Source organism: Halomicrobium sp. HArcht1-1, assembly GCF_058933285.1.
This window is the reverse complement of sequence record NZ_JBZYDL010000001.1, coordinates 646,329-660,014: the sequence shown is the minus strand read 5'-3', so window position 1 is coordinate 660,014 and position 13,686 is coordinate 646,329. Positions and strand designations below refer to the sequence as shown.

The window sequence follows — 13,686 nt, the reverse complement described above, 5'->3', positions numbered from 1 at the left end:
CCGAGGGCAGTGTTTCGTGAACAGATTTTGGGTAGCAACGACTACATTCGCTTCACTAAACACGACCGTTCCGAGCGGTCACGTCACCAGCTCGAACGGCACCGGGGTGAAACAGAGGATCCCCAGGACGAACGTAAAGACACCAAGCAGCGTCCGCTTGGAGTCGAGCGGCGAGTCCCGGATCGGGGTCGCCGGGCCGGCGTAGGCCAGTCCCGTCGCCAGCAGCCCCCACATGACCCAGATGCCGACGGCGTTGGTCACGTCCTGCAGGAAGTAGAGGTAGCCGGCCAGCCCGAACAGCGCCGCGGGAACGGCAGCGGCGATCGTCTCCTGGCGCTCGCCGTACAGCGCCCGGACGATGTGGCCGCCGTCGAGCTGGCCCACCGGGAGGAGGTTCAGGAACGTGATGAACATCCCGACCCACCCGCCGAAGACGACCGGGTGGATCGTCCCGGAGCGAAGCGTCTCCAGTGTGCCGGTAGCGGCGGCGATCAGCTCCAGCAGGAGCGGGTTGTGAAAGCGGACCACCGGCGCGTCGGAGCCGGCGGCGATCGCCTCCTGCGTGACGACGGGGTCGAGCTGGAGCCCGATCGCCGAGACGACGACCGTCGCGACGAGGCCGGCCAGCGGTCCGGACGCTCCGATGTCGAACAGCGCCTTGCGGTCGGGGATCCGCCCTTTCATACGGATGACCGCGCCCATCGTCCCGATCAGCGTCGGGAACGGGATGAAGTAGGGGAGGCTCGCGTCGACGCCGTGGTACCGGCTCGCGACGTAGTGTCCCAGCTCGTGGACCGCGAGGACGCCGAGGACGGCCGCCACGAACGGCCAGGCCCGGAAGATCCCGAGCGGGTTCGCGCCGAGATCGACGTGGTACCACTGGACGGCACCGACCAGCAGCGTCGACCCGATGGTCAGCAGCGCCAGGAGGATGTTCGTCCAGGGGATCCCGTCGATCCCGACGGAGTGGGGACGAGCCACGAGGACCCAGCCGTGGGTCGGCATCGGCGTGTCGGCGTCGGTGTCGTACTCCCGCTCCAGCGAGATCTCGTAGCCAGACTCTCGAAACCGGTCCCAGAGCCGTCGCTCGACGGCGTCTGGCTGGACGCGGGGCCGTCCGACGTAGAGGAGCCGCTCCCCGTCGCGGCGGACCTGGTAGACCTGAAAGACGGACGCGAGGTCCTCGACCGACGGTGCGGTCGTCGGCGAGTCGGTCCGATCCATCACGCGCTACTAGCCGTCGAGCGAGCATAAAACCCCGGACGGGGACCACGCCGTCGGGAACGAGTAGAAGAACGCGCTCGGAGCGTCCTGCGAGCTGCGGGAACCGAGAGACCGACTAGGCGGGCTCGACGCGCCACGTCGTCGCGCTCGTGTACGACCACTTCTCGACCTCGATCTCGGACGCCGACTCCTTCAGCTTGACCATGAGCGCGCCGATCTCTTTGGGCGAGAGACCGACTTCGTCTGCGATGAACTTGCTCTTGAAGTACAGTTCACCGTTGTTGGCCTTCTCTTTGAGGAAGGCAGCCAGACGCTCTTCCTTGCTCAGCTCGTCCGTGGAGGGCTGCACAGTTGTGCTCATCTTTGGAACCTCACTCGCTTGTACCCCCCGTAGGAGTATATAAAGGCGGGAAGCTTCGGGACGATTCGACCACTTTCAGCGTGAAGCGCCGAAAAACAGACCTTTTACGAGCGCCTCATATCCTTCGAGACATTTTACAAACGGTTTTGAGGGCGTTTTGGCCTGAGTTTCTTTCCTGGGGAAGAAAACGAAAAGATGTGCGTTCAGAGAGTCATTCCCGCTCAAAAATAAGAGTTTCTTGCCGCATCTTCTGGCGACCGTGTGACGGGCGTCAGACTGCTGGCTGTCACTTCGTGTAGAGATTCGCCCCGCTGGAGTGGCGAGGTCGTTCACAGAGGGACAGCCGACGGTGTCAGGCGTCTTGACAACCCTTAAGCCTGCATCGGGGTTACGCAGGCACAATGAAAGTAGTCGTCTCCGTCGGCGGGAGCGTCCTCGCCCCCAATCTGGAACCGGACCGGATCAGCGAGTACGCTCGCGTCATCGAGACACTCGACGAAGCGGGACACGAGATCGGAATCGTCGTCGGTGGCGGCCCCACGGCGCGGGAGTACATCACGACGGCGCGGGAACTCGGGGCCAACGAGATCGAACTCGACCAGCTCGGGATCGCCGTCACGCGGCTCAACAGCCGGCTCCTCATCGCCGCGCTGGGCGATGGAGCCGCGCCGGCACCGGTCGAGAGCTACGACGAGGGACGGGCTGCCCTCAGACGAGGCGACGTTCCCGTCATGGGCGGGACCGTCGCCGGCCAGACCACCGACGCCGTCAGCGCCGCACTCGCGGAACACGTCGGCGCGGACCTGCTCGTGTACGCGACCAGCGTTCCGGGCGTGTTCAGCGCCGACCCCAACGAGGACGACGACGCCGAGCGCTACGAGGAGATCGCTGCCGGCGAACTCGTCGATCTGATCGCCGGCATCGAGATGAACGCCGGGAGCAACGCGCCGGTCGACCTGCTGGCGGCGAAGATCATCGAGCGGGCCGGGCTCCGGTCGATCGTCCTCGACGGCACCGACCCGACGGCGGTTCGACGCGCCGTCGAAACGGGCGAACACGACGGCACCGACGTGGTCCCCGAGAATCTCGGTGCCGCTCCGACGGCGTGGGATCGAGCATGAGCGAGAGCGATCCAGGGGACGACAGCACACGGCAGACGGCAACGCGAGACCCGTACGCGCTGGGCGATCACGACGGCGAACAGGGTCCCGACGACCGGGCGGTGTTCTGGGCGGACGCGGTCGCCGACGAGATCGAGGCCAGAGAGCCCACCGAGCCAGTCGTCATCAAGGGCGCGATCTCGCCCTCGGGCGTCCCCCACCTGGGCAACGTCAACGAGATCATGCGGGGCTACTTCGTCGCCGAATCCCTGCGAGAGCGCGGGTACGAGGTCCAGCAGGTGTTTACCACCGACGACCGGGACCCGCTCCGGAAGCTCCCCCGCAAGCTCGCCGATCTCGACGGCAACATCGTCGATCTGGGGGAAGTCAACGCCGATGCGCTCGGCCAGAATCTCGGGCGTCCCTACACGGACGTACCGGACCCCTTCGGCTGCTGTGACTCCTACGGCGAGCACTTCTCGAACCTGATCGCCGACTGTGCGGAGCTGCTCGGCGTCGACATCGAGATCGTCTCGACGACGGACCTCTACGAAGACGGCTCCTTCGAGGAACTGACCCGCCACGTCCTCGACAATCAAGAGCGGGCACGGGACGTACTGGGCGAGTACCAGGACAAGGTCGACGCGGACTACGTCCCGTTCAACCCGATCTGCGGAGAGTGTGGGAAGGTCACCGAGACCGTCACGGCCGTGGATACGGACGCCGGCACCGTCGAGTACCGCTGTACTGACATGGAGGCCGGCGACCGCGTCATCGAGGGGTGTGGCCACGAAGGAAGCGCGACGCTGCGGGACGGCAAGCTGCCCTGGCGCTTCGAGTGGCCGGCGGGCTGGGACGTGCTCGGCGTCGACTTCGAGCCGTTCGGGAAGGACCACGCCGAGGGGTCCTGGCCTTCCGGCGTCGACATCGCGGAGAACGTCTTCGAGATCGCGCCGCCGGTGCCGATGGTCTACGAGTGGTTCACGCTCGACGGCGAGCCGTTCTCCTCTTCTGAGGGCCACGTCGTGATGGTCCACGACGTACTGGAGCTGCTGGAGCCGGCGGTCGTCCGGTACTTCTTCTCGAAAGATCCCAGCAAGGCACGGGACTTCAGCATCGAGCGCCTCGACCAGCTGGTCGACGACTTCGACCGGACCGAGCGCCTCTACTTCGGCGAGGAAGACGGGACCGACCGAGAGGAGGCACTCGGCGAGCGAGCCTACCCGCCCTCGATCAGGCCGACCGTCGCCGACCGCTTCGACGAGGCGTTCGGCGAGGGTGCGTGGCGGTCGGTCGCCAACGACCGGACGGCCCGCGAGACCGTCGCGGACCTGCTCGCCGAGGAGTACGCCGACCGCGTCCGCATCCCCTACACCTTCGCCGCGGTGCTCGGGATGTTCGACGATCCCGAGTTGCGGACGGACGTGGCTCGCAAGGAGGGACATCTCGCCGACGACACCCCCGAGTGGGCCGTCGAGACCGCGATGGAGCGGGTCGACCTGGCCAGCGAGTGGGCCCGCCGGACGGACAACGAGTTCAACTACGAGCTCAAGCGCGCCGAGCTGCCCGAGACCGACTTCGACGCAGCCACCGAGACCGCACTGGACGAGCTGGCCGACTTCGTCGCCGAGGGCCACGACGGCGAGACGATCCAGGGCGAGATCTACGAGACCGCAAAGCGCCACGACGTGCCGATCGGTGACCTCTTCAGCGCCGGCTACCGGCTCCTGTTCGACGAATCAGAGGGGCCACAGCTCGGCCCCTTCGTCGCGAAGCTCGATCGGGAGTTCGTCGTCGAACGGTTCCGCCGGAATCGGTAGACCAAACCCTCTTTGCCGGGTGGTTCCTGTATCCGATCGAATGGTCAGTACGTTCACGTGGGTCCTCGTCGGAGTGGTCGCTTACTCCATTCTCGGGATGCTCCTGCGAACCTGGGGTGTGCTCCCGGAGTACGTCCATCTGTCGGGCCCGATCACGACCCTCCACACGAAGCGTGGTCGGCGGTTCGTCGACTGGCTCGCGACGCCCAAACGGGCGTGGCGAGCGTGGGGCAACGTCGGCGTCGGCGTCGGACTGGTCGTCATGGTCGGTTCGTTCTTCTACGTCGTGTTGGCGGCCGTCCTCGCAGTGCGGGATCCGGCTCCGAGTGCAGTCACCGAGCCGCGAAACGTCCTCGTGATCCCCGGCGTCAACGACTTCCTCCCGCTGTCGGTGGCCGGCGAGATCGTCGCCGGTCTCGTGGTGGCGCTGGTCGTCCACGAGGGCGGACACGCGCTGCTGTGTCGGGTCGGCGACATCGAGATCGAGTCGATGGGGCTGGCCCTCCTCACGATCGTGCCGCTGGGCGCGTTCGTCGAACCGAACGAAGAGGGCGTCAGCCTCTCGGACCGGGGCAAGCAGATCCGGATGTACGTCGCGGGCGTGACGAACAACTTCGCGGTGAGTCTGCTCTGTCTGGCGCTGCTGTTCGGGCCAGTGATCGCCGGCTTCGGCGTCGTTCAGGGCGTTCACGTCGGCGGCACGCTCCCCGGCGGGCCCGCAGACCAGGCCGGCATCGAGAGCGGGTCGGTCATCACCGGTATCGACGGCCAGTCGGTCGCAAACGCCACGGAGATGCAACAGCGCCTCGACGAAGCCGGTGGCACGGTCGATGTCACTCTCCAGAACGGGACGGTCACGACCGTCGACCGCGCGGTGGTCGTCGTCGGAGCGGTGTCCGGCGCACCGGTCAAGACCAACCGGACGATCGTCGCGGTCAACGGGACCGCGGTGAACACGACGACCGCGTTCAACGAGGCCGTCCAGGACAGAAGCGTCGCACGGCTCACGCTTGACAGCGGCGAGACCGTCGAGACGGCGATCGGCGGCTACACCGTCGTCGCCGAAGACGGTCCGCTCGAAGCGGAGGGCGCACCCGCAGGCGCAGCGTTCGTCGTGACGGCCGTCGACGGCCAGCGGACCGCGACGGCGGCCGACCTCGTGAGCGCGATCGGCCAGCGCGAACCCGGCGAGACGATCCGACTCGCGGGCTACGTCGACGGCCAGCGCGAGACCTACGAGATCACGCTCGCGGAAGCGAGCCAGAGCGATCCGGGGATCGGCGTCGACTACGTCGCACGCGGGACCAGCGGGCTCTCCGTGGGTGACTTCGGCATCGAGACGTACCCGGCCGAGCGGTTCCTCGCGATGCTCGGCGGCGACGTGCCCGGCCAGCAGCCCTTCGAGTCGACCCCGTTCCTCCAGCGGATCGGCCTGGCGCTGGCGCTGCCCTTCGCGTCGATCGTCGAGGGACTCAGCTACAACTTCCCTGGCTTCACCGGGATCGCCGCGAACTTCTACACGGTCTCGGGGCCGCTGAGCGCACTGGGGACCGACGGGGCCTTCGTCCTCGCGAATCTCCTGTTCTGGACCGGCTGGCTCAACCTCGTCGTCGGCCAGTTCAACCTCGTGCCGACCTACCCCCTCGACGGCGGCCACATCCTGCGCGTGTGTTCGGAGTCGATCGCCGCTCGCCTCCCGATCGAGCGTCGGGAAGGGCTCGTGAAAGCGATCACCTACGGCGTCTCGCTGACGATGATCGGGAGTTTCGTCTTCATCATCGCGGTCCCGCAGCTGCTCGGGTAGGCCGCCCGTCGGCACGTCGGGTTCGCTCGGCCCGGCGATCGGGACACTTCGTCAATGCTAAACGGACTGCTGGGAAAGGCCCGGTATGTTCCGCCAGACCCGCTCGGAGGTCGAGACGGCGCTCGAAGCCGCGCTGGAGGCGCTCGATCTCCCCAGTGAGGACCTCGGTATCGAGGAACCGCCCGAAGACGTGGCGGCCGTGCTCGCGTCCAGCGCGGCGTTTCGGCTCGCGGGCGAGGTCGGTGCGCCACCGCCGGCAGTCGCCGCCGACATCGCCGACGCGATCGACCCCGGCGACCTGACCTACGTCGACAGCGTCGAACAGCGAGGCCCGTACGTCAACTTCCTGCCCAGCGACGCCTACTTCAGCGAGACGCTGGCGGCCGCACAGGCCGACGACTACGGGCGGCTCCCGGATCGCGAGACGAGCGTCGTCGTCGAACACACGTCCGCGAACCCGACAGGGCCGGTCCACGTGGGCCGGGCTCGCAATCCGATCATCGGCGACGCGCTGTCTCGCGTGCTCGACTACGCCGGCTACGACGTGGATCGCCACTACTACGTCAACGACGCCGGCCGCCAGATGGCGGTGTTCACCTGGGCCTACGAGACCTTCGACGAGGACGACCTCCCGGAGCCCGAACGGGACTCGCCGGAGTACGAGATGGTCCGGTACTACCGCAAGGGCAACAGCTTCCTCGAAGACGCCGACGCCGACCGCGTCGAAGACGCCGAAAGCGAGATCCAGTCGATCTTGCAGGGCCTGGAGGCGGGCGACGAAGACGCCTACGAACGGGTCGGCGAAGTCGTCGACACCGTGCTGGACGGGATGAGCGAGACGCTCGGCCGGCTCCCGGCCGAGTTCGACGAGTTCGTCAAAGAGACGCGGTTCATGCGCAACGACGCGACCGAGGACCTCGTCGACCGGCTCAAAGCCCTCGATCAGGCGGTGTACGAGGAGGACGCCTGGCAGCTCGACCTGCCCGGCTTCGAGAAGAACCTCGTCTTCCTGCGCTCGGACGGCACCTCGCTGTACACCACGCGGGACCTGGCCCACCACGAGTGGAAGTTCGACACCTACGACCGGGCCGTGACGGTGCTGGGGGAAGACCACAAGCTCCAGGCCGACCAGCTCGACACCACGCTGGACCTGCTCGGCCACGACACCGACCAGCTCAGCCAGGTGTTCTACTCGTGGGTGAACCTCCCCGAGGGCGGCATGAGCACCCGCGAGGGAACCGGGATCGACCTCGACGACCTGCTGGACGAAGCGATCGACCGTGCGCGCGAGGAAGTCGAGAGCCGAATCGACACCCGCAACCGCGACGACGACCTCGACGAGACGGACATCGAACGGATCGCCCACCAGGTCGGCATCGGCGCGGTCCGGTACGACATCGTCTCCAAACAGCCGACGAAGGGGATCACCTTCGAGTGGGACCGCGCGCTCGACTTCGAGGCGCAGTCGGCACCGTACGTCCAGTACGTCCACGCGCGGTGCTGTGGCATCCTCAGCGAGGCCGGACACGCTGTGGCAGAGGGCAAAGAGCGAGCGCCCGAATCGACGGCGGCGGATCTCGACGCGGCCCCGCTGGCGACCGAGGCCGAACGGGATCTGCTGCGAGAGATCGCGCGGTTCCCCGCCGTGATCGAGCAGGCCGCCGACGAACACCGCCCCCACGTCGTCGCGACCTACACTCGCACGCTCGCCGAGCAGTTCAACACCTTCTACCGAGAGTGTCCGGTGCTGGACGCCGAGTCAGACACCAGGCAGGCGCGCCTCGCGCTCGTCGATGCGGCCAGACACGCTATCGCGAACGCGCTAGACGCCATCGGTATCGCGGCTCCCCGGTCGATGTGAGCGCGCTCGGCCGAAAGATCAGCTGAACAGACCGAAGACGCCGCCGGACTCTTCTTCCTCTTCCTCGTCGTCGTCGCTCTCGTCGACGAACCACGTCTCTTCGAGAACGGTTTCGAGGTCGGCCGCCCGCTCGCCCCGGAAGAACATCGCTGCCATCGACTCGGACAGTTGATCGAACGCGCTCGCCGCGCGACTGTCTGGCGCGTTGAGCACGAGGGGCTCGACGGCGGTGGCCTCCTGATCGTCGGGGATGACCGCAAGCAACTCGAAGCCGAGCCGTTCGGAGATCTCGGCGATGTCCGTGTGTCTGGTGACGCGGTTGACGACCACGCCGACCACGTCCCCGTCGATGCGGTCGGCGAGCTGGGCAGTCTTGACCGTGTCACCGACGGCCACGTCGTCCGGTGTCGTCACGAGCAGGATGCCGTCGGCCAGACCGAGCGGAACGGCGACCTCGTGGCTGAGGCCCGCACCGGTGTCGATCAGGACCACGTCGTAGGCGTTACGCAGCGTCTTGATCACCTTGCGCAGCTTCGCCGGATCGGCGTCCGCGAACGCCTCCAGGGACTGCTCGCCGGGGATGATCGTCAGTCCCCCCGGTGCGTCGGTCAGGGCGTCACTGACCGCCGCGTCCCCGGCGAGGATTTCGTGGAGAGAAGCGCGATGCTCGATGCCGAGCATCGATCCGAGATTCGCCATGCCGAGATCCGCGTCGACCACGACGACGTCGTGGCCTGCCTCCTGGAGGGCGGCTCCGACGTTGACCGCCGTCGTGGTCTTGCCGACCCCGCCTTTGCCACCCGCGATGGTACACACGTAGCCCGCCATAGTTAGATACCTTAGCTCAAGGTTGGCTATCATATAAAGCCGCCCGTCACACGTGATCCGACGGCTCCCGCTGTCAACAGTTACTTACCCGCGCTCAGCCAACGTTGACCCAATGAGCGAGTCCGAGCAGGAGCAATCCGACAAACAAAAATACGAGTTCAAGAAGGTCATCGAGAAGCTCAAGGGGTACGACGGATCCGGGACGCAACTGGTGACGATCTACGTGCCAGAGGACAAGCAGATCAGCGACGTCGTCGCCCACGTCACACAGGAACACTCCGAAGCGTCCAACATCAAGTCGAAGCAGACCCGGACCAACGTCCAGGACGCCCTGACCAGCATCAAAGACCGGCTCCGCTACTACGGGAACACGCCACCCGAGAACGGGATGGTCCTGTTCTCCGGAGCGGTCGACTCCAGTGGCGGACGCACCGAGATGGTCACGGAGGTCTTAGAGAGTCCGCCCGACCCCATCCAGTCGTTTCGCTACCACTGTGACTCGGATTTCCTCACCGAGCCACTGGCGGAGATGTTGGCCGACAAGGGACTGTTCGGCCTGATCGTCCTCGACCGCCGCGAGGCGAACGTCGGCTGGCTCAAGGGCAAGCGCGTCGAACCCGTCAAGTCCGCCTCGTCGCTGGTCCCGGGCAAGCAGCGGAAAGGTGGTCAGTCCGCACAGCGGTTCGCACGGCTGCGCCTGGAGGCCATCGACAACTTCTATCAGGAGGTCGCCGAGATGGCCAACGACCTGTTCGTCTCGCGTCGCCACGAGATGGACGGCATCCTCGTGGGGGGGCCGTCGCCGACGAAAGACGAGTTCCTCGACGGCGACTACCTCCACCACGAACTCGGTGACAACGTCCTCGGGAAGTTCGACGTGGCCTACACCGACGAGTCCGGACTGTACGATCTCGTCGACGCCGCAAGCGAGATCCTCGCCGAGCACGAGATCCTCCAGGACAAGGAGGCCATGGAGGAGTTCTTCAAGGAACTCCACGACGGCGATCTGGCGACCTACGGCTTCGGCCCGACCCGCGAGAACCTCATCATGGGGTCGGTCGACCGCCTGCTCATCTCCGAAGATCTCCGGAAGGACGTGCTCATCTACACCTGTGAGAACGGCCACGACGAGTACGAGATGGTCGATCGGTCGGCGTCGATCGACGACCACGACTGCTCGCGGTGTGGCGAGACCGTCCCCGCCGAGGAGGCCGACCGCGAGGACGCGATCGACCACCTCATGGAGATCGCCCAGCAACGCGGGAGCGAGACGCTGTTCATCTCGACGGACTTCGAGAAGGGCGAACAGCTCCTGTCGGCCTTCGGCGGCGTCGCCGGACTCCTGCGCTACTCGACTGGCGTCTAACGGACACGTTTTTCGGCACGAAGACGGACGGGAAGCGATGGCTAGCGCTTCGTGTGAACCGTCCGAAAGTCAGAGGCACGGTCGCCCGGGACAGGGCGACCGGGTGCGGCACGTCCAAGGTGGCATGGGAAGGATGATGTTGTGGTGGGGTGGGGATGGTGAGTGGGCACAACACCGCTGTGGCGTCGTGGACTGGAACGTCCACGTCCTGATGCCGCACATGGTTGTATAGCCCACACATATAAAGAACTGGTACCTTACTAGTTTGGTTCTCCCGGAGACCACCACGAGATCGTCACAGCAGTTGTTCGAGCTGGTGGCGACGACGGCCGAGGTCGACCTCGCTTTCGATCGCGGGATCGGCGTCGAGTCGATCGATCACCAGCAGTGGATCGGTACCGGCACGCTCGACACGCTCCAGTAGCGCGGCGATCTCGTCGCGATACAGTGCCAGCGAGGAGAGCAGGCCGAGCAACAGCGCCATCGGGACGGCGGCCCCGCCGTCGGGGAACGCGTCGCCCAGGGGCGAGAAGTCCGGTTCGCTGGCGGGCGGGTCCACGGCGGGACGGACGGACAGGCACCGCGGACACAGCGACGCGCCCGGTTCTTCGCCGGGGAGATACTCCCGGAGCTCGGGATCGACGGCGAAGACGACGGTCTCGTGGCCACACTCGGGACAGTCCATGCACTGACGTGGGCGTGGCACGGGCAAAAGCTCGGCGGCGAAAAGCGGCGTCGACGCCAGTCAGTCGTCGGCGGCGACGGCGGCGGCCTCTTCGGCTTCCGCGTTCTCTTCCTCGCGAGCGGCGGCTTCCTCTTCTTCTTTCTTGTTCTTGATCTTCTTCATGCGGAAGATCTCTTCGCGCTCCTGTTCTTCGAGCTTCTGCTCGATGTACTCCTTGTTGTCGTACAGATCGGGCAGCAGCTTGAACTCCAGAGCGTTGACGCGGCGCTTGGTGGTCTCGATCTCTTCGAGCATCTTCTTCATCGCGGTCTCGACCTCGGCCGCGAGGATGATGTTCTCGATGAGCTCCTCGTAGGCGTCGGCGGCCTCGTCGATCCGGGCCGACGTGCCCATGACGCCGTATCCACGCTCGTCGAGGGACTTGCGGACCTTGCTGGACTCGATCTGGGGGACGACGACGCCCATGATGTTCTTGGACTGGGTCGTCAGCTCCGGATGCTCCTTGAGTGCGGCCGCGGCACCGCGGACGGCCACGTCGCCGTCCATCGCCCGGGCCATGTTGATCGCGTGCTGGGCGCGATCGTAGGAGTCGTCGAGGTCGGATCGAACGTCCTGTGCCTGATCGAGGATATCCATGAACTCCATGATGAGGCCGTCGCGTTTCTTCTCCAGCGTGTCGTGGCCCCGTTCCGAGAGGTCGATGCGATCCTCGATTCGCATCAGCTCTTTCCGGGTGGGTTTGACGTCCTTGGCCATTACCGGGGCGTTACGGGCCCAGTCGGATAACCTTTTACAGTTCCCACGGCCGGGACGAGGCCGATCACCGTCCTGACGCGGTCGTTACCCCCAAATTCCCTGTCGCACGTCGAGCCAGGTGACGACGACGACGTGGGGTAGGGTCAGCACCGCGAGCAAGACGAGATAGAGCCCGCCGATCTCGGAGACGCCGGCCACGGTCGTCGGAACGGCCAGTGCGAGGCCGCCAAACAGGACGACTGCACCGATCGTCGCCGGAAGCGCGTCCCGCGTGAAGCGACCGACCGCACGCGCGACGGCACCACGGTCCAGTGCCGCCAGGGCGACCCCGTCGAGTTCAGTCAGTCGTGCGATGTGACGCACCGAGTGCCACAGCGCGAAGTAGATCCCGATGGCGAGGACCGGCGGGACGACGGCGAAAAAACCCCACAAGAGCACCGTCTCGGCGGCGTCGAGGAGCCAGGCGCGTCTCGGGCCGGCCACGACGAGCCCGGCGGCCAGCGTCACCACCGTGACGGCGGCGAATCCGAGTCCGGCAGCGAGACGCACCTCCTGGGTGAACAACGGCGCGAGCGACGCGACCCGACCGGGATCGAACAGCGAGACGACCGTCCGGGCGACGGCGGCGTATCGATCCGGAAAGAAGACCAGCGGGACCAACATCGGGAGGCCGCCGCGGACGATCACCGTCAGCGCCGCGACGACCCGATTGTCCAGGTGACGGCCGTCGGCGAGCGTCGCCAACGGATACACGTCGCCCTGTCCCCAGTGAAACCACGTCAGGGCGACGAAAGCGACGAACGCGAGGGCCGGGGCGAGAAACCAGACGGCAGTGTACAGTACTGCGAGTCCGAGATACCCCGCACAGAACGCCGCGAGGAACCGGGGGGTGAGATCGACGCCCAGCGTTCGCGCGACCGAGTGATGGTCGGCAGCGCCGTGTGGCAGCCCGAAACAGAGCAGCGTCACCAGCAAAACGCCGTAGCGAACCGGAACGGCGGTCGACACGCCCAGCGTGTGTGCGACCGTGACAGCACCGAGCAGCAGCCAGGCTGGCAGAAAGATCAAGCGAGCGAGGCGGCGACGGCCCGACCGCAGCCGCCGGCCTCGATCGGCGGTTACTTCGACCGCCATCGGTCGATCACCCACGGGTACAACAGCAGACCCTGTACGACGAAGACGTTTGTCACGAGGAAGAACGCGGCTTCTTCGAGTGGCAGTCCGAGGACGGCCAGCCCCGTCGTGTACTGCTCCGAGAGGATCCAGATGCCCGACTCCAGGGCGACGCGATCCGCGATCCAGAGGTACGCCGTCGGCGCGAAGACGGCCACCACGAGCGTCTGTCCCCGAGCGAGGAGGTACGGCCACCCGACGGCCCACTGGAGCGCAAGCACCGGGCCGCTCCAGGCGACGATCGCACCGAGGTAGAAGGTCGCGTCGGTCGTGAGGAGAGCCACGCCGACGAGACCGACGAGCGCTCCCCCCGCGGCCCCGACCACCCGATCACGGACGGAGACCGTCGTCTCGTCGTTGGCCGGCATCCCCGGCGAGATCACGTGCAGCCACAGCGCGGCGACCAGCGGCTGCAAGAGGATAAACAGGTACTCCTCGATGGGCGCGTGCCAGATGACGGCCGCGACGCTGTCGGTGCCGTACGACCAGACGCCCCGCAGGATGAGGTAGTTGTCCCAGGGCACGGTGTACAGCATCGCCACTGCGACGATGATGGCGACGGCGAGGGGCCGGACCTCGCTTCGGGTCGTGCGCGAGCGCATTCCCGCTACCCCCACGAGCACCGCGAGCGCCGGGAGGACGAACAGCGCGTGAAATTGGACGTATGTGAAAGCGGCCATTGTGAAGTACTGAAACGCGGGTGTACTG

Annotated in this window: 12 protein-coding genes; 5 read left to right on the top strand and 7 right to left on the bottom strand. The window is 66.4% G+C overall.

Translation table 11 applies throughout. From position 1 onward, the window contains the following. Window positions 1-78: 78 nt before the first annotated feature. Together AC5FRZ_RS03550 and AC5FRZ_RS03545 are read right to left on the bottom strand one after the other, a co-directional pair. On the bottom strand, window positions 79-1,224 hold the full coding sequence (locus AC5FRZ_RS03550) for a site-2 protease family protein (protein WP_493563873.1): 1,146 nt from the start codon (window positions 1,222-1,224) through the stop codon (window positions 79-81). A 115-nt stretch (window positions 1,225-1,339) separates the two neighbouring features. Further along, window positions 1,340-1,585 (bottom strand): DUF7123 family protein, encoded by a 246-nt coding sequence (locus AC5FRZ_RS03545; RefSeq protein WP_153552425.1) that lies wholly within the window; start codon window positions 1,583-1,585, stop codon window positions 1,340-1,342. Between the two features lie 401 nt (window positions 1,586-1,986). Here AC5FRZ_RS03545 and pyrH point away from each other — a divergent pair, with 401 nt between their 5' ends. The 4 genes from pyrH (at window position 1,987) to argS (ending at window position 8,170) form a co-directional block, all read left to right on the top strand. After that, complete coding sequence (pyrH, locus tag AC5FRZ_RS03540; protein WP_493563872.1) at window positions 1,987-2,706, top strand: UMP kinase; 720 nt, start codon at window positions 1,987-1,989, stop codon at window positions 2,704-2,706. After that, window positions 2,703-4,505 (top strand): lysine--tRNA ligase, encoded by a 1,803-nt coding sequence (gene lysS, locus AC5FRZ_RS03535; protein WP_493563871.1) that lies wholly within the window; start codon window positions 2,703-2,705, stop codon window positions 4,503-4,505. The genes pyrH and lysS overlap by 4 nt, the downstream gene beginning before the upstream one ends. Window positions 4,506-4,545: 40 nt before the next feature. Further along, window positions 4,546-6,309 carry a site-2 protease family protein gene (locus AC5FRZ_RS03530; RefSeq protein ID WP_493563870.1) on the top strand — a complete coding sequence of 588 codons (1,764 nt, stop codon included), beginning with the start codon at window positions 4,546-4,548 and terminating at the stop codon, window positions 6,307-6,309. 85 nt (window positions 6,310-6,394) lie between these two features. Then, on the top strand, window positions 6,395-8,170 hold the full coding sequence (argS, locus tag AC5FRZ_RS03525; protein WP_493563869.1) for an arginine--tRNA ligase: 1,776 nt from the start codon (window positions 6,395-6,397) through the stop codon (window positions 8,168-8,170). 18 nt (window positions 8,171-8,188) lie between these two features. Here argS and AC5FRZ_RS03520 read toward each other — a convergent pair whose 3' ends face one another. After that, entirely contained in the window at window positions 8,189-8,998 is an 810-nt protein-coding gene (locus tag AC5FRZ_RS03520; protein ID WP_493563868.1) for a MinD/ParA family ATP-binding protein, read from the bottom strand. 112 nt (window positions 8,999-9,110) lie between these two features. Here AC5FRZ_RS03520 and prf1 point away from each other — a divergent pair, with 112 nt between their 5' ends. Continuing rightward, window positions 9,111-10,364, top strand: a complete 1,254-nt coding sequence (gene prf1, locus AC5FRZ_RS03515) for a peptide chain release factor aRF-1 (RefSeq protein WP_493563867.1) — start codon at window positions 9,111-9,113, stop codon at window positions 10,362-10,364. Window positions 10,365-10,659: 295 nt separating this feature from the next. Here the strand turns inward: prf1 and AC5FRZ_RS03510 are convergent, their stop codons facing one another. The 4 genes from AC5FRZ_RS03510 to AC5FRZ_RS03495 form a co-directional block, all read right to left on the bottom strand. Further along, complete coding sequence (locus tag AC5FRZ_RS03510; RefSeq protein ID WP_208628290.1) at window positions 10,660-11,049, bottom strand: DUF6276 family protein; 390 nt, start codon at window positions 11,047-11,049, stop codon at window positions 10,660-10,662. 60 nt (window positions 11,050-11,109) lie between these two features. Next, complete coding sequence (locus tag AC5FRZ_RS03505; protein ID WP_170093438.1) at window positions 11,110-11,805, bottom strand: V-type ATP synthase subunit D; 696 nt, start codon at window positions 11,803-11,805, stop codon at window positions 11,110-11,112. 84 nt (window positions 11,806-11,889) lie between these two features. Next, window positions 11,890-12,939 (bottom strand): Brp/Blh family beta-carotene 15,15'-dioxygenase, encoded by a 1,050-nt coding sequence (locus AC5FRZ_RS03500; protein ID WP_493563866.1) that lies wholly within the window; start codon window positions 12,937-12,939, stop codon window positions 11,890-11,892. Then, window positions 12,924-13,658: a lycopene cyclase domain-containing protein gene (locus AC5FRZ_RS03495; RefSeq protein ID WP_493563865.1), complete on the bottom strand. Its 735-nt coding sequence runs from the start codon at window positions 13,656-13,658 to the stop codon at window positions 12,924-12,926. Before AC5FRZ_RS03495 ends, AC5FRZ_RS03500 begins: the two co-directional genes overlap by 16 nt. Between the last annotated feature and the right edge of the window lie 28 nt (window positions 13,659-13,686).

Coding starts and splice junctions, on each gene's coding strand:
- AC5FRZ_RS03550 (WP_493563873.1), bottom strand. CDS start 1,224: ATGGATCGGACCGACTCGCCGACGACCGCACCGTCGGTCGAGGACCTC.
- AC5FRZ_RS03545 (WP_153552425.1), bottom strand. CDS start 1,585: ATGAGCACAACTGTGCAGCCCTCCACGGACGAGCTGAGCAAGGAAGAG.
- pyrH (WP_493563872.1), top strand. CDS start 1,987: ATGAAAGTAGTCGTCTCCGTCGGCGGGAGCGTCCTCGCCCCCAATCTG.
- lysS (WP_493563871.1), top strand. CDS start 2,703: ATGAGCGAGAGCGATCCAGGGGACGACAGCACACGGCAGACGGCAACG.
- AC5FRZ_RS03530 (WP_493563870.1), top strand. CDS start 4,546: ATGGTCAGTACGTTCACGTGGGTCCTCGTCGGAGTGGTCGCTTACTCC.
- argS (WP_493563869.1), top strand. CDS start 6,395: ATGTTCCGCCAGACCCGCTCGGAGGTCGAGACGGCGCTCGAAGCCGCG.
- AC5FRZ_RS03520 (WP_493563868.1), bottom strand. CDS start 8,998: ATGGCGGGCTACGTGTGTACCATCGCGGGTGGCAAAGGCGGGGTCGGC.
- prf1 (WP_493563867.1), top strand. CDS start 9,111: ATGAGCGAGTCCGAGCAGGAGCAATCCGACAAACAAAAATACGAGTTC.
- AC5FRZ_RS03510 (WP_208628290.1), bottom strand. CDS start 11,049: ATGGACTGTCCCGAGTGTGGCCACGAGACCGTCGTCTTCGCCGTCGAT.
- AC5FRZ_RS03505 (WP_170093438.1), bottom strand. CDS start 11,805: ATGGCCAAGGACGTCAAACCCACCCGGAAAGAGCTGATGCGAATCGAG.
- AC5FRZ_RS03500 (WP_493563866.1), bottom strand. CDS start 12,939: ATGGCGGTCGAAGTAACCGCCGATCGAGGCCGGCGGCTGCGGTCGGGC.
- AC5FRZ_RS03495 (WP_493563865.1), bottom strand. CDS start 13,658: ATGGCCGCTTTCACATACGTCCAATTTCACGCGCTGTTCGTCCTCCCG.